This window comes from Mycobacterium sp. (genome assembly GCF_049683935.1).
GTDB lineage: Bacteria > Actinomycetota > Actinomycetes > Mycobacteriales > Mycobacteriaceae > Mycobacterium.
Window position 1 is genome coordinate 1 of sequence record NZ_JBAUJR010000071.1, and the last position, 24138, is coordinate 24138.

Here is a 24138-nt window from a genome sequence, read left to right on the forward strand (position 1 = left end):
GCCTCGGCCACCGCGTCGCGCTTGGCGTCGCGGCGGGCCTTCTTCACCGACTTGAAGATCGCTGCCGTGGCCCTGCGCACGGCAACGGCGTCGGGGTGCTCGGGCGGCAGCGACTCGACGTCGGCCAGCACCTGCAGACAGGTGCTCAGCTTGTCCGGGTCGATGGCGGTCACGTTGGAAGAGTACTGGCACCGCCCGAAAAGCGACCCGCGGTGACTGTCACGGCGGTGACACCAGCTCCTGCGGACCCGCAGGCGCGCGGGCTGTACGCACCGCGATGAGTCCGCCGCCGATGACCAGTGCCATCCCGACATACGTTGTCGCCGTCGGTCGATGTTCCCAGACGATCCAGTCGATCAGCGCGGTGAACACGATGACGGTGTAGATGAACGGACCGACCTTCTCCGCTGACGCGTACCGGTAGGCCACGACGATGAGGACCTGCGAGAACAACTGCGCGAACCCGAGGCCGATCAAGCCCGCCCACGCCGCCGGCGGAAACGGTTGCCAGTCGACCACGGCGAGCGGTAGCACCATCACGGTGGAGAGCAGGAAGTAGTAGAAGAGAACCCTGATCATCGGCTCGGTAGCCCCCAGCCAACGCACCGACATCATCGCCACAGCCAGCAACAGTGCACCCGCAAGGGCGGAGAGCTCACCGACGTTGAAGCCGCGCGCCTGGGGTTGCAACACCAGCACCACCCCGGCAAAGCCGATGCAGGCGCCGCCCCAGGTTGATCTGGACACCCGCTGCCGGGTGACACACCAGGCGATGAGGGGCATCCACAGCGGTGCGCTGTAGGTGAGCACTGTGGCATTGGCCAGCGGTATCTGGGTGATCGCGAAGAACAGCGCGTACCAGCAAGCGGTTCCGGTCGCAGCACGCAGGAGGTGCAGACCGAATTTGCCGGTTCGCAGCGACGAGAATCCGCCGCGCAGCGCAACCGGGGTGATGAACACCAGACAGATCACGTTCTGGGCCAGCAGCAGGACCCCGGTGGAGGTGTACTGACTCGATGCCTTCGCCAGGGCGCCCACCAGTGCGACGCAGAAGAAGGCGGCAGTGGTGAGAATCGCTGCCAGCGCCAGGTTCTCGGGCCGGTGGCCCGTTGCGGTTCCGGACACTGCGGGCTACGAGGGACGTGCGAGCGGGATGACCGTTCCCGCAGTGGATGCGGTGACGTCAGACCTGTTGGCGTTGGCGTTCATCCGATCGGTTTCGCGCGCCAGGATGTGGTTGAGCATCCCGGGCGCTACGACGTCGAGGGCTCGCAGCGCCAACGCCTTGCGCGGAGCGATCCGGATCGGTCTCGTGCGAGCGGCGGTCACCATCCAGTCGGCCGCTTCGTCGGGACTGAGCGCAGCCACCCCGTCGTACGCCCGGGTCGGAGCAATCATGGCCGTCGCCACCAGCGGGTAGTACACGGTGGTGGAGTGCACGCCGCGGGGACCCCATTCGGTGTCGATGACACGACTCACGGCACTCAATGCCGCCTTGGATGCGTTGTAGGCGGCGAACATCGGGGACGATTCCGGCAGCACACGCCAGGTGGCGATGTTGATGATGTGCCCGTCACCGCGCTCGATCATCCCGGGTACCAGACCCCTGATGAGTCGCAGCGGTGCGTAGTAGTTCAATTGCATGACGCGCTCGATGTCATGCCAGCGTTCCAGCGACTCTTCGAGCGGTCTCCTGATCGACCTGGCAGCGTTGTTGATCAAAATATCAACGGGGCCAACTGTTTTCACCAGTTCGTCGACCTCGTTGAGGTCGGCCAGGTTGGCCCGGATCGCCGACGCGCTGCCGCCGGAGCAGACGATCGCCTCCACGACCTCTGCCAGCAGGGCTTCTCGCCGGGCGACCACGATGACCGATGCACCTTCGGCCGCCAGCTTCTGCGCAGCAACCGCGCCGATCCCCGAGGACGCACCGGTCAACAGAATCCGCTTGCCGCGCAGATCCACCGTGGAGCGGGCCGGCCATCGCGGCAGCGGGCGCATCCCTGCCAGCCGCATCGCCGTCTTGACCCGTGGAATCACAGCCGCACCCCCGACTCATCGGCGCATGGCGTGGCCGATCCCGGTATCAATGTAGGGCGCGGCAGCTAAGACCGCAGGTGATCTCCGTATTGGCAAGACGGCGGGATCGGCTGGTGCCTTTCAGCAGCAGGCGTCGGCCTTGTCGGCGGCACTGCCGCCACAGCACACACCCTTCTCCGCGCTGCCACCCTCGGTGTGTTGTGGGCTGGTACCGAAGGCCTCCGAGTCTGACAGCACCGTGTAGACCTCCCACTTCTCCCCTGCAGGACCAGTCACCCACACCTTGTCCTGGGTGGCGAAGCAACAGGTGGTGTTCATCTCCTCCTCGGTGAACAGACCCCCGGCGGCAAGTCGGCCGATCTCGGCGTGCACCGCGTCGCTGGTGGCCACCTCGACGCCGAGATGGTTGATGCTGCCGCCCTTGCCCGGGTTCTCGATGAGCACCAGCTTGAGCGGCGGTTCGGAAACGGCGAAGTTGGCGTACCCCTCCTTGATCTTGGCGGGTGCGGTGTCGAAGAGCTTCGAGTAGAACGTGATCGCCTCGTCGAGGTTGTCGACGTTGAGGGCGAGTTGGACGCGGGACATGAGGAACCTCCGGACCTGTGAGACTTATATCGAATTGTCGAGCTACCGACACCCTGCCACCTTTTTGATATATGTCAATCCCGTGGCACTATCAAAGAGTGCCCAAGACACTGCCGACGATCGACATCTCCGCCCCGGTGTGCTGCGCACCCGTGGCCGCCGGACCCATGAGCGACGAGGACGCACTCCATGTGGCGCTGCGACTCAAGGCGCTCGCGGACCCGGCGAGGGTGAAGATCATGTCGCTACTCTTCAGTTCGTCGGCCGGCGCCCAGAACAGCGGGGAACTCGCCGCACTGATCGGCCTGAGCGAATCGACGGTCAGCCACCACATCGCACAACTGCGCCGCGCCGGCTTCATCGAATCCGATCGGCAGGGCATGCACGTCTACCACCGGCCCGCCCCCGAAGCGGTCGGCGCCCTGTGTGTGGTGCTCAACCCCGACTGCTGCACGTGACCGACTGAAAGTTGGCTCCCGGTCGGCGAATTCAAGCCCGACCACTGATGATGTCGCGATACACGGCGACGTAGTTGTCGACCATGGTGGCGACGGCAAAGCGCTCGGCGGCGTACCCGGCGATGCCGCTGCGGTCGAGTTCCCCTGCTGAGGCGACCGCCGCCACCGCGGAGTCGATGTCGCCGACCAGATACCCGGTCACACCGTCAATGATCAACTCCCCCATCGACCCTCGCGCATTGGCAACCACCGGGGTGCCGCACGCCAACGCCTCCACGACGCTGTACCCGAAGGGCTCGTCGAAGTCGATCAGGTGCAGCAGCGCGTGCGCGCTCCCGAGCACCTCGGCACGCGCGGCCGCCTCGACAGGGCCGAGATAGCGCACCCGTTCTCCGTCGACATGGGGGGCGACCTCGTCGCGAAAGTACTCGTCGTCCTGGATGATGCCGGCGATGTCGAGACGACGGCCGCATCGTCGGGCGACCTCGATCGCGTGCGCCGTGCCCTTGTCGGGGTGGATGCGGCCGAAGAACAACAGATGCTCTCCGGGATCCGGGTGGACGCCGAACTGGGCGACGTCGATGCCGTGGTGAACGGTGGCGGCGTAGTGCAGCTTCGGGTGTCGATCGGAGTCGCTGATCGACACGTAGCCGGTGGTGCCGCCGTAGCGCTCGTAGACGGGCACGATCCGCTCCGAGGAGAACCCGTGGATGGTGGTGACCACCGGCGTCTCGACGAGTTCGCTGTAGGTCAACGGCAGGAAGTCGAATCCGTTGTGGATGACGTCGAAGTCGCCGGCCCGTTCGAACACCGACGCGATGTGCAGGCACTCGGCGACCTTGGCGTCGATCGTGGTGTCCTCCGACCACCCCGTCGCCGCGGTGGCGTGCAGTTCGGCCGAGGTGATCGAGTCGGCGGTGGCGAACAGGGTGACGTGGTGACCGGCCGCGACCAGTCCTTCGGTGAGCAGCGAGGCGAACTGCTCCCACGGCCCGTAGTGCCGCGGCGGTGTCCGCCACGCGATCGGCGCCAGCACGGCGACTCGGATCGGGCCACTGGCCGCACCTTGGATGGGAATGCGCTGAGGCTACACCCCGCGTTCGACCGGCAATCTCCCCTTGTCGACGGCCGCCACCAACGCCGCGTGGTCGGCTTCGGTCTGATCGGCGTAGCGGCGCGCGAACACACACAATGCGTCGTCCACCCGTTCTGAGCGGCCCATGTAGCCGGCGATCATCGAGGCGCCACTGGTCCGCGCATGACCTTTGGCGAGAAGCTGCCCGACGACTCCCGTGTAGTCGATGAGTGCCTTGGGGTCCATCGCATCCAGCGGGATGGTGCCCTTCATGTTGCGGAACTGACGCACGTAGAACTGCAGGCCGTTGACAGTCGTCCAACCCAACAGCGGGTCGCTGACCGTCTGAAGGGCCTGCTGGTACTCGACCACGCGCTGGCCCTGATGTGCGTGCCACGCCGACTCACCGTGCACGTAGCGCGCGAGCACCGAACGGCGGGCCTGCTTGAGTTGCAGGAAGACGACGTCCTCCGGTGATGATCCCTCCAGCAGCGCCACATACGCGCGCAGACCGACGCTGCCGACGCCGACCACCTTGTGCGCGACGTCGAGCAAGGTGTAGCCGCCGAGAACCCGGCGCCAGTGGGTGGACAGGGTGGGCAGATAGTTGTCGAGCGCCTCGGCCAGGGCGTCCGCTTCGCGCGACGGCAGCCGGGTGATCAACGGTGACTCTTCGACGATCCGGCGGACGCCGTCGACCTCACGGGTGAAGCGGGGCAGCGCGCGGTCGCTGGTGCGATTGCGCGCCCGTTTGGCCGACCGTTTCACCTCGTCGGCGAGCGGACCGGCGGTTTCGCCGGCCAGCCGGTCGACCTCCAATCGGGTGAACGAGCGCGAGAACAACGGCTCGTCGGCCAGTCGACGCAACTCCTGGTGGTAGGCCGCGACGCAGGAGCGCACCGCCGAGCCACAGTCGTCCTCGGAGGCGCCATTGTGACGTCCCGCCACCCAGATGCTGGCCACCAACCGGCGCAGATCCCACTCCCACCCGCCTGGGTGCGCTTCGTCGAAGTCGTTGAGATCGATCACCAGATCGCGCTCGGGTGAGGCGTAGAACCCGAAGTTGCCCAGATGGGAATCGCCGCAGACCACTGGTGTGATGCCGGTCGACGGGAGGTGGGCGACGTCGTCGGCCATCACCACGGCGGTGCCGCGCAGAAAGCCGTAGGGGGAAGCCACCATGCGGCCTACCCGGATCGGAATCAGGCGGTCCAGTCGACCCTGGTGATTGACCTCGATGAGATGCACCGGATCCGGCCGGTCCGGGGGCGCCGTCCACTCGGCCAGCGTCCGCCGAGGCACCCGTTTGCGCAGGCTCTTTCCGAGCGCGTACCGCTCCGCGCGGGTCACGGGTCGCTGTCGCAGTGAGTGATAGGCGCCGCTGTCGATCTCGGCAAGCACGGTATGCCTGGCCGGCTGGGAACCCTCCACCGCGCTGCTCACTGCGAACACCCCTCCCTCGTGGCTGAATTGCCGGTCCCATGGTGCGCCGGTCGGGCGGTGGTGTGGGGTGACTTCACCGAATCGGGGCTGATCTGTGCGTCCCGGAGCCCATCGACCACACTGAGGTGATGACGGAACTCGGCGCCACTCGCGTTGCGGTGTACCTCGACTTCGACAACATCGTGATCTCGCGGTACGACCAGGTGAATGGTCGCAACTCCTTCCAGCGCGACAAGGCCAAGGGCCTGGACGAGGATCCCGGCCGGCTCAGCCGGGCCACCGTCGATGTCGGGGCGATCATCGACTTCGCATCGTCGTTCGGCACCCTGGTGCTCACTCGCGCCTACGCCGACTGGTCGGCGGAGATCAACGCCGGATACCGCGGGCAACTGGTGGGGCGCGCTGTCGATCTGGTCCAACTGTTCCCCGCTGCGGCATACGGCAAGAACGGCGCGGATATCCGTCTGGCCGTTGACGCGGTCGAGGACATGTTCCGGTTGCCCGACCTCACCCACGTGGTGATCGTGGCCGGCGACTCCGACTACATCGCGCTGGCCCAGCGATGCAAACGGCTCGGGCGGTACGTGGTGGGCATCGGGGTGGCGGGCTCGTCGAGTCGCATGCTCGCCGCGGCATGCGACGAGTTCGTCACCTACGACACGCTGCCCGGGATCCCGGTGTTCGAGCCCGTCGAGGTCGCCGAGGAGAAGCCCGCACCCAAGCGTAGGTCCGGAAAGTCCAAGTCCGCCGCGGCCGACCAGCAACTGCAGAGCGACGAGCCCGACCCGCCGGACCAGCAGGCTGCGGCCACCGGGCTGTTGACGCGGGCGCTGCGCATCGGCTTGGAGAAGGACGACGCCGACTGGCTGCACAACTCCGCCGTGAAAGCTCAGATGAAGCGCATGGATCCGTCGTTCAGCGAAAAGTCTTTGGGATTCAAGTCCTTCAGCGACTTCCTGCGCTCGAGGTCCGACGTCGTCGAGCTCGATGAGAGCTCGACCACCCGGATGGTGCGGTTACGGGACAAGGCCTGAATCGCCGCGGTGACTCCTGCTCACCAGTGCAGCTCGGGCAGTTGGCGGAACACCTGACGGGTGCCTTCGCCCCAGGCTTGGCCCAGAGCACTGACATACGGGTCGCCGTCATGGAATCTGCGACGCAATTTCACCTCGACGCTGTCCCGTTCATAACAGATGAGGTCGATCGGCATCCCTACCGACAGGTTGCTGCGCATGGTCGAATCAAAGGACACCAGTACACACTTGGTGGCGTCGGTGAGGGAGGTGTCGGAGGAGACGACCCGATCGAGGATGGGTTTGCCGTACTTGGTTTCGCCGGACTGCAGGAAAAGCGTGTCCGGCCCGGCCTCGATGAAATTGCCTTCGGCATAGATCCGGAACAACCGCATCGGCTCCCCGGCGAGCTGGCCGCCGACGATGAACGAGGCGTTGAACCCGCCTTTGGTCCGCCGCAGGTATTCGGCGTCGCGTTGCTCGGTCTCCCGCATCGCATCAGAGATCAACCTCACGACGTCGAACATCGTCCGGGCACCCAGCACATTGCTCTCCGCGGCGCCGTCGGCACAGCGCTGGGTCAACAGGCTGACGATCGCCTGGGTGCCGGCCAGGTTTCCCGAACTCAGCAGGACGATGACGCGGTCCCCGGGACGCTCGAAAACGGTCATTTTGCCGAACTTTGCGAAGTTGTCGACGCCGGCGTTCGTCCGGGAATCCGACGCGAAGATGATGCCCTCGTCGAGCATCACGCCGATGCAGTAGGTCACGTGACGCGTCTGCGATTCATCAGAGATTCCCGTTCATGAGACGCGTGATTCTGGCGGGCGACAGACGCGTAGGCGGGCGATTACGATTCGGAGTTGATACCGCCCAGATGCCTTTGGAGAGTTCCAGCTTACGCCGCTGCTCGCGGCGTCACGCGACTAGGCTGAGGCGCGATGGCACCCTCAGAATCGCTGCTGCAGGAAATGTTCGACGAATTCGAGTTGCGCAGGCTCGTCCACAGCTACTGCCGCGCCGTCGATCGTGGCGACATCGCTGCGCTTCGTGATCTCTACCATGACGATGCACAGGACGACCACGGCGCCTTCTCAGCGGGGTCCGCCGCTGAGTTCCTCGACCAGCTCGTCGCGGCTCGGCCCTACATCCGGTCCATGCAGCACCACATCACCACGGTGAACTTCGCCATCAGCGCGGATCGCGCCGAAGGCGAGATCTACACCATCTCGAACCACACGTTCGTCGCGGGAGGTCACGACGTCGATGTCGTCGTGGGCGGCCGCTACCTGGACAAGTACGAGAAACGCACCGGTACATGGAAGTTCAGCGACCGCAGGATCGTCACCGATTGGGCGCATGTCCATGATCCGTCCACCGTCGACATGAGCCACCCGATCACCAGGGACACCCCTAAGGGCAGCCCCGGGGCCGACGATCCCGCGCACGGGTTCTTCACGCTGTTGACCGGCAGTGCCCGCCCCTGATCAGGACACCGAGGTGGGTGCTCGCGACAGTGTCACCAGTTCGGCTTGTGGCCGGGCCGGCACCTGCTCGACATGGAACCAGCGAAAGGCGAGGTTGCCACGCGGATAATCCACCGTGGAAACCGAATTCGGATGCTCGGTCCTGCCTTTGGAGATGACGATGGTCACCGAACCGTCGCTGTTGGGAACCGCGGTGCGTGCGTTGACCGAGACCCGGGCGTCGGTGACGATGTGTCCACCCATGAACTGGTTCCACACCACCATGTTCCAGAACCTGCAGACAGGTGGGTGATGAGTGACCACGAGTGCCTCGTCGTCCTCGAGGACGAAGCTACCGTAGGAGTAACAGGCATCACGGGCCGACCATCCGAAATTGCTGTCCCCCACCTGGTACGGATCACCGAATTCGTTTGCCACCTGTGAGGTTTCGTGACCGAGAGCGTGACCTTCGTCGACGCGGGCGCCGACGGCGAGCGGTACGATCGCGAACATGGTGCGTAGCCAGGCCGCGCAGGCCCGCAGCGCCGCCGCCGTTTCGTCGTCTCCGTGCCGGATCGGGTCAGGCTCCTCGAGTGCCTCGATCTTCCAGCTGACCGGGCGGCCGACCAGCGGGTCGACCTGATAGTCGCGGGTCACCAGCACGGCCATCTGCGGTAGCGGACCGATCTCGAACGAGAAGTCACCGTTCACGTCGACGGCCCCTGAGCTCTCCAGATCGCTGTCGTTGACGATCTTCACCACCCGGTCCGACCAGGTCCCGGGAGTGGGTTCGTTGTAGGCGGTGACCGAGAAGTACACGCTGTCACCACGATTGCCGCTGATCCGGTACCGACGTCGGTCGTCGACCGGGCACATGTGGTACCACGCGTCGGTGTTGTCACCACCCCAGCGCCGGTCCCGACGAAACGGCGTGTTGAGTTCGACGAACTGAGGTCTGCTCGGCTCGGGGAACAGGTAGGTGTCGAACGCCACTCCGAGCGTGGTGGCCAGCATCCGGTACCCGTCGGCGAGGTGGCGGTCGTCGGTGACGGCCCGGTCCCCCTCGAGGAAGCTGCGATCCAGCCCTCCGAGCGTCTCGATCAGTTCCCGCCACGCTGCGGTGGATTCGGTCATGCGCGTATTCCTCTCAGGATCAGGGCGGCGGCTCGGTCCATCCAGCCGTCGTCGAGGGCAGTCCCCCGGGCCAGCAGCGACACCAGGGCGATTCCGGTGACAGCCTCGGCCAACTCATCGGCCGTCACCTCGGAGCGGATCTCCCCACGGTCGGCCGCACCTGCCAGGAAGTCACCGAGGCCGCGGGTGATGATGTCGCCGAACCGGGTCAGCAGCGCGGCGTGCAGGGTCGGGTCGGCCGCCATCTCCCCGATCAGACCGGGCAGCGCCGCGCGGGCAGGTGGCGCTGACAGCACGCCGGCGACGCGGCGCACCATCTCCCGGATGTCGTCGGGAAGGGATCCGGTGGAGGGGATCTCGGTCGACTCACCGATCGGGAACACCGCTTCGTGAACCAGATGGGCCTTGCTCGGCCAGCGCCGGTAGATGGCGGGCTTGCTGGTTCGGGCTCGCCGGGCTATCGCGTCGACCGACAACTCGGCGTACGGGATCTCGCCGATCAACTCGACGGTCGCGGTCAGCACCGCGTCGTCGATCAGCTGATTCCGGGGGCGTCCCAGGTCTGTTCTCATTACGTAACGCAGAGTAACATAACTGGCCGTGACCGAACCTCCAGGCGATCTGATCGTGCTCGACGACCTGTCTGCTCCGCGTTATAGCGCTGAGGCACAACAGATTCGCGATCTGATGACACCCCTCGCGGCTGACTGCGCGCTGGACTCCGACGTGTTGCACCGCCATGCGCGCGAGGCGACCGGGCTCGACGACTTCGGACCCGATGACTACCGCGACCGCCTCGACCGTTATCTGGTGGCGCTCAACGACATCGAGGACATGCACACCCCCGGGGTGGTGAACTTCTTCAGCCAACTCTCCCAGTGGCTGAAAAATCGGCTACTCCTCACCGATCTCCTCACCCGCCACCCCGAGATCCACGACGTCGAACTCGTTCCGCCGGTGGTGATCGCCGGCCTGCCGCGCACCGGCACCACCCATCTCCACAATCTGCTCGCCGCCGGCCCGACATTCCGCACCATGCAGTACTGGGAGAGCGTCGAACCGTTCCCCCTGCCGTCGGAGGCCGGAATCGAGCCGGATCCGAGGCGGGCCCGCATGGATGTGGCACTGTCGATGATGGACCTGATGATGCCGCATTTTCGCAGCATGCACGAGATGACCACCGATCATGTGCACGAGGAGATCCAGCTCCTCGCCAATGACTTCTCCACCATGCTGATGGAGACGCTGGCGCATGTGCCGACGTGGCGTGACCACTATCTGGAGTTGGATCAGACGCCTCACTACGAGTACATGGCAACACAACTCAAAGCGATGCAGTTCCTGCGCGGTGGGCGGCGCTGGCTGTTGAAATCACCGCAGCACCTCGAACAGTTGCCCGTGCTGAACCGGGTCTTCCCGGGTCTGGTCGTCGTCTGCACCCACCGAGATCCCGTTCCGGTGGCGCTGTCGATGGTGGCGATGGTCGCGTACTCCTCACGGATGTACAGTGCCGCCCCGCCGGTGCGCGAGATCGGGGCGTCGTGGGTGAACCGACTCGACCTGTTGCTGTCCGCGATGGTGCGCGACCGCGAGGTCATCCCTCCTGATCGGTCGATGGACGTCCGATTCGACGATTACATGTCCGACCAGATCGGGGTCGCCGAAAGGGTTTACGCGGTGGCGGGCGAGCCGATGACCGACGACGACCGGATCGCGATCGACGGCTATCTCGCCGAGCACAAGCGCAACCGGTTCGGCAGGGTCCAGACCTCCTGCGACATGTTCGGCATCGACGAACACGACCTCCGGGAGAGGTTCGCGCCCTACGCGCAACGATTCCTCAACTGAGCGAACAGTTTTCAGGAAGCAGTGACCGGATCCTCTTGCTCTTCGCCCTGAGTCTCCACCAGCAGGGACATGCCGTGCAGCGGCGTCAACTCGACGGCAAAACTGTGCAGGTCGTCGACGGTGGCCAGTTCGGTGCCGGTGAACATGTCCGACACCCGCGCGCCCGGGGGCAGATGGTCTGACCGGACTGTTCCCGCACTGGGCTCGTTGGCGAAGTTCAGCACGGTCAGCTGCAACCGTCCCTGCCCTTCGAGCTCATGGACGAGCACCAGCATTCCCCGGTGGGACACCTCGGGGATGTCGAGCTGACGGCTGGTCGCGACTCCGTAGTGGGATCTGACCTTCAGGATCGCTTGCAGCTGTCGGATGAAGCTGGTGTCGTCGGCGAGCTGCTCGGGGATCGAACCGTAGAGGCTCCGGCCGCGCGGCATGCCGGCACTGGACTGCTGAGCCTGCGGGTTGGTTCCCATCAGGTCGTGCGCGGCGCGGTTGATCCAGCGGGTGTCCCCGCCGGCGATGAGTTCGGACACCTTTCCCGTGGGAAGCGTCAGCATTCCGCACAGATCCCAGCCGGACAGCGCGAACACCCCTGGCTGCAGGGCGTTGAACATCGCGAGCAGCAGATGCGCGCGCCGGATCAGGTCGATGTCGTCGATGGTGTCGAGGTCGCGGACGCCCAGCGCCGCGGCCACCACCGTCGCGGTCGTGCAGGCGATGCCGTTGGTGGTGAAGACCCGGTTGTAGGGCGCGTTCGCCCCGGTCAGCTGGTCCGTCAGGTCGCCGCGCACCGAGGCGGCGATCTGTTCACCGGTGAGCTCTGCGCCCTTGTAGCTGTAGATGTCGTCGCGGTGACCGTTCTCCCAGTGGAGCAGTTCGTAGGTCAGTTCATCGTGGTTCTGCAACGCGTGCACCAGAGACGCCGGGTCGACACCCAATTCGAGAGTGGTGCGCAGCGTTAGCCGGAGGAACTCGGTGTCGGCGGTCGCGAGCGCGTGATGGTAGGCGGGACGATTGACGAAGTCATACGAGAGGTCGGCGCCCGCCTCACCGATCTGACGGATGTCGTCGATGGTGAGATTCAGTTCCTGGAATGTGAAGCCGCCGACTTTGCGCACCATGCTCGCGATGAGGTGGTTGGCGGCCTCCGAGAGCGGATGACCCTCGGACCACGCGGTGCTGCCCTCGGATGCGGCCTTTTCCACGCCCAGGAAACCGTTGGCGTCCAGCCGCAGCGCCCCTGTTCCGAGGTCGGCCAACGAGTGCAGGGCATCACCGATGACCATCCGCATCCCGGCGAACGAGGGATCCAGCCAGTTGATCGACGGCTGACCGTCCTTGAAGTAGTGCAGATACACCCATCGCCGCGCGACCCCGTCGATGCCGGTGACCGCGCGGGTGACACTCCAGTTCGTCTCCTTGACGCCTTCGGCGTAGAAGATGACCCGCTGCAGGCGCCCGATGATGTAGCCCGCCTTGTCCAGCCACTCTTCGGTCGCCGCATCGATGTTCACCGAATCCGCGCCGCCGGGCACCTCGGGCAGTTCATGCCAGTCGCGCGGGTCGATCTCGACCATGTGATAGATGCCCGGGTAGTCGGCGTACTTCATCTCGGCGAGCCGGAAGTCGGCACCCTTGCCCGTGTGACCGGGCACGATGTCGTCGATGATGGTTCCGCCGTACCAGGTTGCGGTGGAACACATTTGACGGAACTCCTCTTCGGTTCCGAATGCCGGGTCGATCTGGGTGCTGATCCGGTCGAAGTGGCCGTCCACGCTCGGCGTGTGCTGCCAGCCCGCGATCCCGCCGGCCCGCTTCACCGGACCGGTGTGGACCGCCTCGATGCCGATCTCGGCGAAGGCCTGCCACATGTCCTCGTTGGCCATGGCCTTGAGAAACGATTCATCGGCCCGGGTGATGAGCGACAACGGGTAGGCCGTGAACCACACCGACGCGGTGTCCACCGCGGCGCGCGGGTTCGGCGTGGCGAACGGGTTCTGCCACATCGAGCCCTGACCGGAGAACTGCTGGCTGATCTCGTTGGCGTCGGCGAGCATCGACTGGGCGCGCAACCACTCCACGTAGGCGGGATTGCTGCCGTTCGCGGGTCCGTCCTGCGTGACGGACCGGCGGGCGAACGGCGCTTTGACCCGCGGCCGGTACCGCAGCGTCCGCGGACGCGCGGGGTGAAGGTGTTCGGCGAACGTCGGCTCGACCGGGTCGGGAGCCTCCTCGTCACCGAAGTCCTCCAACTCCGACATGGGCCTCTCCTTCTCAGTTCTTGCAGTGCGCACGCAGCAGCCGCAACGCGATCATGGCCGTATTGCCACCTGACCGCATACGGAAACGCCGTCGGCCTTCAGGATCGATCACCCCCAAAGTAGAGGAACTCGGTGGGAAAACCCTCCCGGCGGATTCCACGCTCCCCGAAACGCGGCCAAGAACTGCTCGCTTACGGCCACAATGTGCGAATGCGCTTCGGAAACTTCATGGCTCCCTTCCATCCGGTCGGGCAGAACCCGACCCTCGCCATCGAACGAGACCTCGACCTGATCGTGATGATGGACCGCCTCGGATTCGCCGAGGCGTGGATCGGCGAGCACCACTCCGCCGGGTTCGAGATCATCGCCTCCCCCGAGGTCGTCATCGCCGTCGCCGCCGAGCGGACCAAGCACATCAAGCTCGGGACGGGCGTCAGCTCGCTGCCGTATCACAACCCGTTGATGCTCGCCGACCGGATGGTCCTGCTCGACCACCTCACCCGGGGCCGCGCCATGCTGGGCTGCGGTCCGGGCCAGCTCACGTCCGACGCCCACATGCTCGGCATCCCCGCCGATCAGCAACGACCCCGGATGGAGCAGAGCCTCGACGCGATCATGCGCCTGCTGCGCGGCGAGACCGTCACCATGCATACCGACGGCTTCACCCTGCAGGACGCCCGACTGCAGCTGAAGCCGTACAGCGACCCGTGCTTCGACGTCGCGGTGGCGGCATCGTTCTCCCCCACGGGTCCGCGGGGCGCCGGTAAGCACGGCGTCGGGATGTTGTCGATCGCCGCCACCGCCAAGCAGGGCATGGATCTGCTGGCCCAGCACTGGGCGACATGGGAGGAGGTCGCGCTCGAGCACGGCCACGTCGCCGACCGCTCGAAGTGGCGGCTGGTCGGCCCGATGCACCTCGCCGACACCCGCGAGCAGGCAGAGCGCGATGTCGAGTACGGAATCGCGGAATTCTCAAGGTATTTCACCCACATCCTGCCGGCAGGGCCGGTTCAGGGCGACACCGCGGCCGAGATCATCGCCAACAACCGAGAATCCGGCTTCGCGGTGATCGGCACGCCCGAGGACGCGGTGGCCAAGATCTCCGAGCTCGTCGAGGCCAGCAATGGCGGGTTCGGGGCCTTCCTGCTGTTCGACCACGACTGGGCACCGCCGGCGGCGAAACTGCACAGCTACGAGCTGTTCGCGCAGTACGGGATGCCGCATTTCACCGGCCAGCTTGCGCCGCCGACCGCGTCGCGCGACTGGGTGACCGGACACGGAACCGAGTTCGTCGACCGCGCTGCGCACGCGATCGGCAAAGCCATCGAGGACCACGCCGCGGAACAGGACGCCAAGAAGGTCCCGCAGTAGCGGACGTACCGACGCCCGGCGTAGGGGTTCTGACGCCGGATCGGGGGAACACGGGTCGCATGGAGACTCAGGAGTACGCCCCGGGCCGTGCGGTCGATCTCTACGGAGAGATGTCGGAACCCACGGTGCTGCTATGGCACGGCATGCAGACCGACGCCCGCGCGGCAGTCCGCCCACTGGCCGAACGGCTCGCCGAACGTCGGTTCGGCGTCGTGGTGCCCGACTGGAACTCACATGCCGCCGACGGCGGCCGGTCGGACCTGTTGAACTCGGCGGCCTTCGCCCGCCGATTCACCGGAGCTGCCGACGGTCTGGGACTGGTGGGCTGGTCGATGGGTGGTCTCGCGGCTGCCGGACTCACGCTGCATGCAACGGAATTCGACATCCCGCTCACACACACGGTGTGCCTCGGCGGCGCCTTCATAGCGAAGGATCCGATATCCGGCGGGTTACTGCTCGACGGCCCGGCACCCGGTTGCGTGGGATCGCCCATCACGTTGCTGCACGGGGTGGATGACGACGTCGTCCCCGTCACGTCCAGCCGTGAGTTCGCGGCCGCCCTGGGACAGGTCGGCTGGCCGGTGGACGTCGTCGAGATCGACACCGATCACGGGGCGATCGCCGGTGCACGCTACGACGCGGCGCTCGACTGCTACCTTCCCGCCGAGGACGCGCCGACACTGGCGGTCGCCGCCGAAGTCGCCGCCCTGATCGCCGGGGCGCTGGGGCGCTGAAGCCGTCAATCAGACACGCCCTCAGACCGCTGAACGCCGGGTTGCTGCGCGCGCCAGTACGTACAGCACCACGCCCACGGCCATCAGGATGGCCGCGAACAGCCACACCTTGCCGCTCTGCTGGGTCATCAGCAGAAGACACGACGCGACGCCGAGCACCGGGATGGCAGTCCACACCCGGAAGTGGTCGTGGGCGACGGTGTCGCGGCGCAGCACCAGCACCGCGACGTTGGTCGAGATGAACACCACCAACAGCAGCAGGACGACCGTCTCCGCCAGAGTCGACAGATCACCGGTCAGGGTGAGCAGCATCGCCACCAAGGTCGTGGCGAGGATGGCCGCCCAGGGGGTACGCCGATTGGGCAGTACCCGGCCCAACACGCTCGGCAACAGCCGGTGCTCAGCCATCCCGTAGGTCAGGCGGCTGGCCATGATCATGGTGAGCAGGGCCCCATTGGCCACGGCCACCAGCGCGTACATGACGCCCGCGGTGATGAGGGCGCCGAAGAGCGCGGCCGGGTACACCTTGGCCGGGTTTCGGATCTCTTCTGCGACGTTGGCTGAGGTCTCGAACCCGACGAACGAGTAGTAGGCGACGATGGCGCCGCTGAGGATCGCCGGCGCGGGAACGGAGCCGTCGGGCAGTTCGGTGATGCGGCCCACCTCACCGCGACCGCCTCCGACCATGACTGCCACCGCGATGATCACGATGAGCAGGCCGCGACTGCACCTTCGCGTTCGGGACCGCCAGCGCCACGGTCAGCTCCATCACCGTCTTCGGGTCGTTGAGCCGGTCGCCGAACAACTCCCGCAGTTGGGTCATCCGGTAGCGCACCGTCTGCGGGTGGACGAACAGTTCCGCCGCGACCACCTCGCGCTGGCCTCGATGCAGCAGCCACGACCTCAGGGTCTCGGCCAACCGCTCGGCGGTGTTGGGCCGCAGACCCGCCAACGGCGCCAACGCGTGGCGGCGGAGATCGTCGGCAGCGTCCCGATCGGCGGTCAGGACGAGTTCGACCAGGTGATCGTCGGTGTCGATGACCTCGACGGTGGCATCGCCGGCCACCGTCAGCTCCCGTGCCCGCAGGGCTCGTTGATACGACGACCGGACCAGCATCCACGGCCGAGCCGGACCCACCAACGCTCGTCGGCCCTGCAGCGCCGAACGCAACTGGCCGCGATGCCGGTCGTCCAGATCCGGGACCAGCAACACCGCCAGCGACTCCGACGGGCTGATCCCCGGCAGGTCTTCGTTGAGCTGCAACGTGGACGCGCCGAATCGAGCGGCCAAACCGCGGGTTTGGGACACCGCGAGCACCACGGCGGTCAGGGTGGCCGGAGATTGCCAATCGGCTTTGTCCGCGCTGTCGTGCAGAACCTCGACAGGCTCCCCGTCGAGCAACTGACGGGCCAACCGTTCGAGATAGCGTTCGCGCACCCGCCCCGTGGTGGCCAACTGGTCGGCGTGGCCGGCGACACTGGACGCCGACAGTTGATCGATGAACGCGAAGACCAACTCTGCGAACCGGGCCACGGTGTCGGCCGGCACGCCGGCGTCCACGGCCGTCGACGACAGCTCGCGCCAGGCCACCCGAGCGCCGACGCGGTACGCCGAGAGCAGCGCGTCCATGGACCGGCCCTGACGCGCCTCGCCGCGTCCCAGTTCGTAGGCGCCGTCCAGTGCCGGGCTCAGCGTCGCCGTGGCATCGGAGTCCTGCGCGCGGACCGCCAGCCGCAGAAAGCCGCCGAGCGCCATCTGCACCGCGTTCTCGATGTTGTCGCCCATTCGACCGCTGAAAGCTCCGGCGTAACTGGGCACCTCTCCGGTCACCGCGGCCACGGTGCGTTCCGCCATGCTCGGTAGCACCGCCAGCAACGCCGACGCGACGTCCTCCGACAGGTCGAGTCCAGTGAAGCGGAGCTCCGGTTCTGAAATAACTATCCTCTCCGAACAAATTCATGCGGCTTCTTCACGCCCAGAGTCCAAGAGTTTATACCTCTACCTCAGTCAGAGTGGAGTCATGACCACAACGGCACCCCGCACGACCTCGCTCGGTGTGCTGCGGGCGCGCGTGATGAAGCTCGCGGAGCGGGTGACCACTCCTCTGGTTCCTGCTGATTACCTCGACGTCATCGACCCGTTGCGCTCCGGCGCCGATCTCCGTGGCCGCATCGTCGCGCTCCACCCCGAGACCCGCGATTCCGTCACCGTGGTGATCAAGCCCGGCCGCGGATGGCGCGGCCACACCCCCGGCCAATACGTGCGGATCGGGATCGACGTCGACGGAGTCCGCCAGTGGCGGGCCTACTCGCTGACCTCGGAGACCTCCAGACCCGACGACTGCATCACCATCACCGTGAAGGCGATCCCGGGCGGCACCGTGAGCAACCATCTGGTCGGTCGCGCGACCGTCGGCACTGTCATCCAGCTGGACCAGCCCGCAGGCGAATTCACCCTCGAAGGACACCAGCCGGCAAAGATCCTCTTCGTCACCGCGGGCAGCGGTGTCACCCCGGTGATGGGGATGCTGCGCAACATGACCGATCAGCACCGCGACGTCACAGTCGTGCACTCCGCGCCCACCGCGGGCGACGTGATCTTCGGAGAAGAACTCAGGACGATGGCACGCCGAGGCCGAATCCGTTTGGTGGAGAGGCACACCGACGCCGAAGGAGTGCTCGACATGGAGACCCTCGCCGACCTCGTCGACGACTTCGCCACCCGCCAGACGTGGGCCTGCGGACCCGCCGGGATGCTCGACGCCCTCGAAGCCCGCTGGGACGCTGCCGGAATCGCCGACCAACTGCACACCGAGCGCTTTCGCCCGACGATCATCACCGCGGGCGACGGCGGCGCCGTCACCTTCGCGAAGTCCGGAACAACCGTCGATGCGGAAGCATCCCAGACGCTGCTCGACACCGGCGAGGCCGCAGGAGTGCTGATGCCCTCTGGGTGCCGGATGGGCATCTGCTTCGGCTGCGTCGCTCCGCTGCGCCAGGGTGCGGTGCGTGACCTCCGCACCGGCGACGTCACCACCGCCTCACCGGGCGACAACGTCCAGATCCAAACCTGCGTCTCCGCCGCCGCGGGCACCTGCGAAATCGATCTTTAGTCAAGGAGATTCGACATGACCGTTTCCACCCTCGAGCCGACAACTGAAACCAACACCGGCCCGGCCGCCCACCTCACCGACGACGACATCACGAACATCGGCCTCGAATTGGACGCCATCCGTGACCAGATCCTCTCCGAACGCGGCGAGCACGACGCTGCCTACATCCGCAAGGTCATCGACGGCCAGCGCAAGCTCGAACTGAGCAGCCGCGCCGTGCTGTTGTTCTCGCTGTTCCCGCCCGCCTGGATCATCGGCACCGCGGGCCTGTCGGTATCAAAGATCGTCGAGAACATGGAGATCGGCCACAACGTCATGCACGGCCAGTGGGACTGGATGCGCGACTCCAAGATCCACTCGACGACATGGGAGTGGGACAACGCCTCCCCGTCGGATATGTGGAAGCACTCCCACAACGAGGTGCACCACACCTACACGAATGTGCTCGGCAAGGATCACGACCTCGGTTACGGCATCATGCGCGTCGACGAGGACCAGAAGTGGATCCCGTTCTACCTCGCGCAGCCGCTGTGGAATGCCATCAACGCCTGCATGTTCCAGTACGGCATCGCCGCGTACGACCTCGAGATCGGCAAGTTCCTGAAGGGCCGGACCGACAAAGACGAGTTCCGCCGCAATGCCAAGCAGGTCGTCGCGAAGATTCGCAAGCACGCGACCCGCGATTACCTTCTGCACCCGCTGATGTCGGGCCCGTCGGCGCTGCCGACCCTCACCGCGAACGTGACGGCCAACCTGGTCCGTAATCTGTGGACGCACTCGGTGATCATGTGCGGACACTTCCCCGAAGGTGTCCAGACATTCGAGAAGAGCTCCATCGACGGCGAGACCCGCGGCGAATGGTACCTGCGCCAAATGCTGGGATCGGCAAACATTTCCGGCAGTTCGCTGCTGCACTTCATGACCGGCAACCTGTCGTTCCAGATCGAGCACCACCTGTTCCCCGATCTGCCCAGCAACCGCTACCAGGAGATCGCGCCCAAGGTGCAGGACCTGTTCGAGCGCTACGGCCTGACGTACACCAGCGGATCGCTTCCCAACCAGGTTGCCTCGGCGTGGAAGAAGGTGTTCCGACTTTCGTTGCCCAACAACTTCAGCCTCTTCGGGCGGGGCAGCAACACCGAGAACTGACAGTCGCGAACCGCCTCTGGTTTGAGTTCATCAACGTCACAATGAGCCCATGACCCACACGCCCGACGACCTCCCCTCGCCCGCTGATTTCCGAAGGAAGCTGGCCCACGTCGATCGGGAGTTCTCCGATGCCCGTCGGTATCTGTCAGCGTTGTGCGCCGAAGACTATGAGGCGCTCCAGGCACTGATGGTGGAGATCCACCACAGCGAACGGGCCATGAAGGTGTTGGCAGCCATGGCAGTTCAGGCGCTCGACTTCGCCCAGCTGTCCGCGGATCGCCTCGGCGGTGATGTCCAGCAGTGGCTCGACGAGTCGGTGATGGCCCAGGATGCCGGCGAGAACGAGCGGGACCGGACCGAGCTCGGCGGCGAGGGCTGACTTCTCGAACCCCAAACCGGGCGCTACTGCGCGAGATACCCGCCGTCGACAGGCAGCACCACGCCGGTGATGAAGGAGGCGTCGTCAGAGGCCAGGAAGACGATGGCGCTGGCGACTTCGGCCGGTTCGCCGAGACGGCCCATCGGGTGCATCCCCTCGATGGTCGCCAGGTATTCCGAGCCGCCCGGCTCGTCCGGGAGCCGCCTGACCCGCTCGGTCCGAATCGTTCCCGGTGCAACGGCGTTGACTCTGATCCCCTGGTCGGCCCACTCGACCGCCAGATGCATGGTCAGGCCGGTTGCGACGAACTTGGCGGGCCCGTAGGCCGCCTGCCGCTTCTGCCCGGCCAGCCCCGAGATCGAGGAGAGGCAGACGATGGCGCCGCCACCGGTCGGCAGCATCTCCTCGATCGCGAACTTGCACGTGAGGAACATGCCGCGTCCATCGATGCCCATCACCTCGTCCCAGCTGTCGGCGGTCATCTCCCTCACATCGCCGAGCGGGATGATTCCGGCGTTGGCCACCAGCACATCGAGCCGGCCGAAGCGGTCGACCGCGGCCCCGATCATCCGTCGCGCGTCCTCCTCGACCGAGACGTCGCCGATGACCGTCTCGACCTCCGCATCGGCGTGCCGCAATTCATCGGCCAGCGCCAGCAGCGGTTCGCCCTGAATGTCGGTCAAGGTCAGCCGCGCCCCCTCGCGGGCGAACAGCTCGGCGGTCGCCCGACCGATGCCGAACGCCGCCCCGGTGATCACAGCCGACTTCCCGAGAAGACGCCCCGGTTCCTGGCTCACAACTTCCCCATCGCGGTCAGCCCGTCGATATTCGCCCCTGAGTTCACCGCCGCATCGTGTCACCGCTGGTCGGACGGTGTCCGGGCTTTGGTCGCCGCGGTGCGTTCTGTGGCCGAAATGAGAGCAGGTGCAAGGCGTCGACAGCGCGATCGGCCCTACTGGACTCCGCCGTACCGGAGCCGGTTTGTAGGCTTTCGGGCATGCCGTTGAACAACGGCGAGGAATTCGCCGGGTACGTGATCCAGCGGTTACTCGGCACCGGTGGGATGGGCGAGGTCTACCTCGCCCAGCATCCTCGGCTGCCTCGTCACGACGCGCTCAAGATCTTGTCGCCCACCTCAACGGCGGACACCGAGTTCCGCGCACGATTCATTCGCGAGGCCGAACTGGCCGCGACCCTGCGACACCCGCACATCGTCGGCGTTCTCGATCGAGGTGAGTACAACGGCCGGCTGTGGATTTCGATGGACTACGTGGACGGGATCGACGCCGGCCGGTTGATCAAAGAGTCGTACCCGCGCGGTATGCCGGAGCGCGATGTCCGGGAGATCGCGTCGGCGGTGGCCGACGCGCTCGACTTCGCCCACGAGCACCGTCTGCTCCACCGTGACGTCAAGCCGGAGAACGTCCTCGTGACCGAGTCGGATGGACGTCGGCGACGGGTGCTCCTGACCGACTTCGGCATCGCACGCCGGTTCGACGACGTCAGCAATCTCACCGACGACAACGTCGCGATCGGAACCGTCAGCTACATGGCGCCCGAGCAACTGCGCGGCCAGTCGCTCGACGGCCGCGCCGACCAATATGCGTTGGCTGCCACAATTTTTCATCTTTTGACCGGTGCGCCGCCCTTTCCCGATGCCAATCGGGCGGTTGTCATCAGTCACCATCTGGGCACTCCGCCGCCGCGGATATCGGAGCGCCGACCCGATCTCGCACACCTCGACGACGTCCTCGCCAGAGCGCTGGCGAAGGATCCCGACGAGCGATATCCCAGTTGTCTCGACTTCACCCACGCCCTCGCGCAACCAGGTCGAAGCCTCCACGCTCCACCGCATCCGCGGTCGGGTTCGCCGGCGTCGGAAGGCCGTCTCGGCACGCAGCGTCTCGAGCGGGTGACCCTTCATGGGACAGCGCGCGCGGTCACGCACAGCGCGTCCGGCGGGCCGGGCCAACCAGGGACCCTGTCGTTCCACCTGATGCCGGATGGCCCGACCAACAACCTCCCTGTCCCTGTCCCGGTCGACATCCCCGCTGAACTCGAAGCGGGTCGACTGTCAGAAGGCGACCAGGTCGAGGTCAGTGGTGTCTGGGACGGCCATACCCTCGACGCCGACGAGGTCGGCATCTTCCCGGCCGCCACCCCTCCCCAGCGCCGGTCGTCTCCGCCCAGCACTACGGCGAGGTGGGAAACCGAAACGGCGCCCCGACGCGGTCGCGCTCGGTTGGCGGTGGTCGCCGCCCTCGTCGGTGTGATCGTGGTGGTGGCGGGCGCGGTGGTGTGGTTCACCGATGGGTTCGGCCTGTGGACTCGCCCGGGCCCGATCCTCACACCCGAGAGCGTCACGGTGTTCGCGCCCGACAGCGCGCCGGACAATCCGCAGGAAGCCGAACTGGCGATCGACGGTGACCCCGACACGTCCTGGTCCACCGTCACCTACCGGGACGCGGTCCCGTTCCCGAACTTCATCGAGGGACAGGGACTGATGTTGCACCTGTCCGAACCGGCGGCGCTGGGTGCCGTCACCATTGACTTGTCCAGCACGGGAACCGAAGTGCAGATCCGCTCGTCGCCCACCGAGACTCCGGCCTCGCTGGCCGACACCGCGGAACTGACCCCGGCCACGACCTTGCAGCCCGGCGAGAACCGCATCGAGGTCGATGACGCGACCGAGACCTCCAATGTGCTGGTGTGGATCAGCACATTGGGCACCACCGACGGCCAGAGCCGGACGGAGATCTCCGAAATCACGCTGCAGGCTCGCTGAGTAGTCCGCTTAATAGACTAGACCAGACTAAGTCAGTTCGGTAGCTTGGTGTGGTGACGGTGAACGTGAACATTCACGAGGCGAAGACGCACCTCTCTCGTCTCCTCGAACGGGTGGCAGCCGGGGAGCGGGTGGTCATCTCGAAAGCCGGGAAGCCGGTAGCGGACCTCATACCGCATCAAGCGGTCGATATCGCGTTCGGTGGGTTGCGGGGCCAACTCACCTACGACGACGCGTCCTTCGACGTCGATCCGGAGATTCAGGAGATGTTCTACGGCGCACAAGACCGCGGCGATGCTGCTTCTTGACAGTCAGACGCTCCTCTGGCTGCTCGACGACAGCCCGCGCCTCGGTTCCGCGGCTCGAAAGACGATCAGCGCATCGCCCGGTGTTCACGTGTCCACCGCGACGGTGTGGGAATTGACCATCAAGGCGATGCTCGGCAAGCTCTCCGTCCCGGCTGGGCTGTCCGCAGCCCTGATCGGTCAAGGTCTCATTTTGCTGAACATCACCGCCGAGCATGCCGAAGCGATCCGCGACTATCCCGAATTGACGCGGCATGACCCGTTCGATCGACTCCTCGTCGCCCAAGCCGACCGGGCCGGCTTACGACTGCTCACCGCTGACAGAGTCCTGCTCGGACTCCAGAGGGAGTTCATTCTCGACGCCACCAAGTGACGGCCTGCGTTTTATCTGAGGTTGGGCGAGTCGGCCGCCACCCGCGCTCGATAGACGCGACGCGACGCGTCCATTCGCTGCAAAATTCCTAGACCGTGCCTCCACAAAGAAAACAGGCCAGGGATTATGTCCCTGACCTGGTTCCTTCTGGTGGAGCTGCCGGGAATCGAACCCGGGTCCTACGGCATTCCCTCGAGGCTTCTCCGTGCGCAGTTCGCTATGTCTCTACTCGGATCTCCTGATCACGCGAACAAGTCAGGATGACGATCCCAGTCGCTGTTTGATGTCCCGATATGTCCCGCGACCGGACGTATCGGTGGGTCCCTCTAGATGATGCCAGGGTCCGGGCCGAGGGCGCTCCCGGTCTGACAGACTCACCGTCGCTTAGGCAGCGAGGGCGAAGTCGCGCTGATTGGAATCGGCGCTTAATTGGTTGCAACGACGCTTACGGTGGTCAATTGCCTGCACCGGCACGCTTCCCTTGATTCGATGCGCGAAGTCGAAACCGTTCAGCCCCTCGCACCCCCACCGACCTCCGGCGGGATAGTTCATAATACCGGCCGTTTCAACATCGGCCAGCGAATAAATGTTCCAGGTTGAAAACGACCC

Annotated in this window: 23 protein-coding genes, 1 other RNA gene and 2 pseudogenes; 12 read left to right on the forward strand and 14 right to left on the reverse strand. The window is 65.8% G+C overall.

Annotated features, from left to right (window positions below; all coding sequences use genetic code 11):
* The 4 genes and pseudogenes from WA965_RS03715 to WA965_RS03730 all read right to left on the reverse strand — a co-directional run.
* A pseudogene (locus tag WA965_RS03715) lies at window positions 1-173 on the reverse strand (short-chain dehydrogenase); the annotation flags it as partial.
* Between the two features lie 46 nt (window positions 174-219).
* The gene (locus WA965_RS03720; protein WP_526303021.1) at window positions 220-1125 is read right to left on the reverse strand and encodes an EamA family transporter; all 906 of its coding nucleotides are present in this window, start codon (window positions 1123-1125) and stop codon (window positions 220-222) included.
* A 6-nt stretch (window positions 1126-1131) separates the two neighbouring features.
* Window positions 1132-2040 carry an SDR family oxidoreductase gene (locus WA965_RS03725; RefSeq protein WP_526303020.1) on the reverse strand — a complete coding sequence of 303 codons (909 nt, stop codon included), beginning with the start codon at window positions 2038-2040 and terminating at the stop codon, window positions 1132-1134.
* A 120-nt stretch (window positions 2041-2160) separates the two neighbouring features.
* Window positions 2161-2625 carry an ArsI/CadI family heavy metal resistance metalloenzyme gene (locus WA965_RS03730; protein ID WP_526303019.1) on the reverse strand — a complete coding sequence of 155 codons (465 nt, stop codon included), beginning with the start codon at window positions 2623-2625 and terminating at the stop codon, window positions 2161-2163.
* Window positions 2626-2723: 98 nt separating this feature from the next.
* On the opposite strand from WA965_RS03730, the gene WA965_RS03735 reads away from it, so the two are divergent.
* A complete protein-coding gene (locus WA965_RS03735; RefSeq protein WP_526303018.1) occupies window positions 2724-3083 on the forward strand; it encodes an Rv2640c family ArsR-like transcriptional regulator in 360 nt (119 codons plus the stop codon).
* Window positions 3084-3114: 31 nt separating this feature from the next.
* On the opposite strand, the gene WA965_RS03740 is transcribed toward WA965_RS03735, so the two are convergent.
* Together WA965_RS03740 and WA965_RS03745 are read right to left on the reverse strand one after the other, a co-directional pair.
* The gene (locus WA965_RS03740) at window positions 3115-4119 is read right to left on the reverse strand and encodes a glycosyltransferase family 4 protein (protein WP_526303017.1); all 1005 of its coding nucleotides are present in this window, start codon (window positions 4117-4119) and stop codon (window positions 3115-3117) included.
* Window positions 4120-4170: 51 nt separating this feature from the next.
* Entirely contained in the window at window positions 4171-5610 is a 1440-nt protein-coding gene (locus WA965_RS03745; RefSeq protein ID WP_526303016.1) for a DUF2252 domain-containing protein, read from the reverse strand.
* Between the two features lie 119 nt (window positions 5611-5729).
* On the opposite strand from WA965_RS03745, the gene WA965_RS03750 reads away from it, so the two are divergent.
* Complete coding sequence (locus tag WA965_RS03750) at window positions 5730-6635, forward strand: NYN domain-containing protein (RefSeq protein ID WP_526303015.1); 906 nt, start codon at window positions 5730-5732, stop codon at window positions 6633-6635.
* Between the two features lie 20 nt (window positions 6636-6655).
* Here the strand turns inward: WA965_RS03750 and WA965_RS03755 are convergent, their stop codons facing one another.
* Window positions 6656-7384: a proteasome-type protease gene (locus tag WA965_RS03755; RefSeq protein WP_526303014.1), complete on the reverse strand. Its 729-nt coding sequence runs from the start codon at window positions 7382-7384 to the stop codon at window positions 6656-6658.
* Between the two features lie 171 nt (window positions 7385-7555).
* Between WA965_RS03755 and WA965_RS03760 the strand changes: the two genes are divergently transcribed.
* The gene (locus tag WA965_RS03760; protein ID WP_526303013.1) at window positions 7556-8101 is read left to right on the forward strand and encodes a nuclear transport factor 2 family protein; all 546 of its coding nucleotides are present in this window, start codon (window positions 7556-7558) and stop codon (window positions 8099-8101) included.
* Here the strand turns inward: WA965_RS03760 and WA965_RS03765 are convergent, their stop codons facing one another.
* Together WA965_RS03765 and WA965_RS03770 are read right to left on the reverse strand one after the other, a co-directional pair.
* Complete coding sequence (locus WA965_RS03765) at window positions 8102-9214, reverse strand: DUF1214 domain-containing protein (protein WP_526303012.1); 1113 nt, start codon at window positions 9212-9214, stop codon at window positions 8102-8104.
* A complete protein-coding gene (locus WA965_RS03770) occupies window positions 9211-9786 on the reverse strand; it encodes a TetR/AcrR family transcriptional regulator (RefSeq protein ID WP_526303011.1) in 576 nt (191 codons plus the stop codon). Before WA965_RS03770 ends, WA965_RS03765 begins: the two co-directional genes overlap by 4 nt.
* A gap of 28 nt (window positions 9787-9814) precedes the next feature.
* Between WA965_RS03770 and WA965_RS03775 the strand changes: the two genes are divergently transcribed.
* The gene (locus WA965_RS03775; RefSeq protein ID WP_526303010.1) at window positions 9815-11062 is read left to right on the forward strand and encodes a sulfotransferase; all 1248 of its coding nucleotides are present in this window, start codon (window positions 9815-9817) and stop codon (window positions 11060-11062) included.
* 11 nt (window positions 11063-11073) lie between these two features.
* On the opposite strand, the gene treS is transcribed toward WA965_RS03775, so the two are convergent.
* Window positions 11074-13320: a maltose alpha-D-glucosyltransferase gene (treS, locus tag WA965_RS03780; RefSeq protein WP_526303009.1), complete on the reverse strand. Its 2247-nt coding sequence runs from the start codon at window positions 13318-13320 to the stop codon at window positions 11074-11076.
* 210 nt (window positions 13321-13530) lie between these two features.
* On the opposite strand from treS, the gene WA965_RS03785 reads away from it, so the two are divergent.
* The gene (locus WA965_RS03785) at window positions 13531-14691 is read left to right on the forward strand and encodes an LLM class flavin-dependent oxidoreductase (protein ID WP_526303008.1); all 1161 of its coding nucleotides are present in this window, start codon (window positions 13531-13533) and stop codon (window positions 14689-14691) included.
* A gap of 59 nt (window positions 14692-14750) precedes the next feature.
* Complete coding sequence (locus tag WA965_RS03790; RefSeq protein WP_526303007.1) at window positions 14751-15425, forward strand: alpha/beta hydrolase; 675 nt, start codon at window positions 14751-14753, stop codon at window positions 15423-15425.
* Window positions 15426-15446: 21 nt separating this feature from the next.
* On the opposite strand, the pseudogene WA965_RS03795 reads toward WA965_RS03790, so the two are convergent.
* Window positions 15447-16145: pseudogene (locus tag WA965_RS03795) on the reverse strand (amino acid permease); the annotation flags it as partial.
* The gene (locus WA965_RS03800) at window positions 16090-17382 is read right to left on the reverse strand and encodes a PucR family transcriptional regulator (RefSeq protein ID WP_526447111.1); all 1293 of its coding nucleotides are present in this window, start codon (window positions 17380-17382) and stop codon (window positions 16090-16092) included. The pseudogene WA965_RS03795 and the gene WA965_RS03800, both read right to left, overlap by 56 nt.
* 64 nt (window positions 17383-17446) lie before the next feature.
* On the opposite strand from WA965_RS03800, the gene WA965_RS03805 reads away from it, so the two are divergent.
* From WA965_RS03805 to WA965_RS03815, 3 genes are read left to right on the forward strand one after another with little or no spacing between them, the layout of a single operon-like run.
* Window positions 17447-18538, forward strand: a complete 1092-nt coding sequence (locus WA965_RS03805) for a ferredoxin reductase (RefSeq protein ID WP_526303006.1) — start codon at window positions 17447-17449, stop codon at window positions 18536-18538.
* A gap of 15 nt (window positions 18539-18553) precedes the next feature.
* A complete protein-coding gene (locus WA965_RS03810) occupies window positions 18554-19687 on the forward strand; it encodes a fatty acid desaturase family protein (protein WP_526303005.1) in 1134 nt (377 codons plus the stop codon).
* Between the two features lie 49 nt (window positions 19688-19736).
* The gene (locus tag WA965_RS03815) at window positions 19737-20066 is read left to right on the forward strand and encodes a hypothetical protein (RefSeq protein WP_526303004.1); all 330 of its coding nucleotides are present in this window, start codon (window positions 19737-19739) and stop codon (window positions 20064-20066) included.
* A 23-nt stretch (window positions 20067-20089) separates the two neighbouring features.
* Here WA965_RS03815 and WA965_RS03820 read toward each other — a convergent pair whose 3' ends face one another.
* Window positions 20090-20863 (reverse strand): SDR family NAD(P)-dependent oxidoreductase, encoded by a 774-nt coding sequence (locus WA965_RS03820; RefSeq protein WP_526303003.1) that lies wholly within the window; start codon window positions 20861-20863, stop codon window positions 20090-20092.
* Window positions 20864-21063: 200 nt separating this feature from the next.
* Here WA965_RS03820 and WA965_RS03825 point away from each other — a divergent pair, with 200 nt between their 5' ends.
* Genes WA965_RS03825 through WA965_RS03835 form a run of 3 tightly spaced genes read left to right on the forward strand, consistent with a single transcriptional unit; the run spans window position 21064 to window position 23529 of the window.
* Window positions 21064-22851, forward strand: a complete 1788-nt coding sequence (locus tag WA965_RS03825) for a serine/threonine-protein kinase (RefSeq protein WP_526303002.1) — start codon at window positions 21064-21066, stop codon at window positions 22849-22851.
* Window positions 22852-22904: 53 nt separating this feature from the next.
* Entirely contained in the window at window positions 22905-23159 is a 255-nt protein-coding gene (locus tag WA965_RS03830) for a type II toxin-antitoxin system Phd/YefM family antitoxin (protein WP_526303001.1), read from the forward strand.
* Window positions 23146-23529 carry a type II toxin-antitoxin system VapC family toxin gene (locus WA965_RS03835; RefSeq protein WP_526303000.1) on the forward strand — a complete coding sequence of 128 codons (384 nt, stop codon included), beginning with the start codon at window positions 23146-23148 and terminating at the stop codon, window positions 23527-23529. The genes WA965_RS03830 and WA965_RS03835 overlap by 14 nt, the downstream gene beginning before the upstream one ends.
* Before the next feature lie 148 nt (window positions 23530-23677).
* Here the strand turns inward: WA965_RS03835 and ssrA are convergent.
* Window positions 23678-24046: a transfer-messenger RNA gene (gene ssrA / locus WA965_RS03840) on the reverse strand.
* Between the last annotated feature and the right edge of the window lie 92 nt (window positions 24047-24138).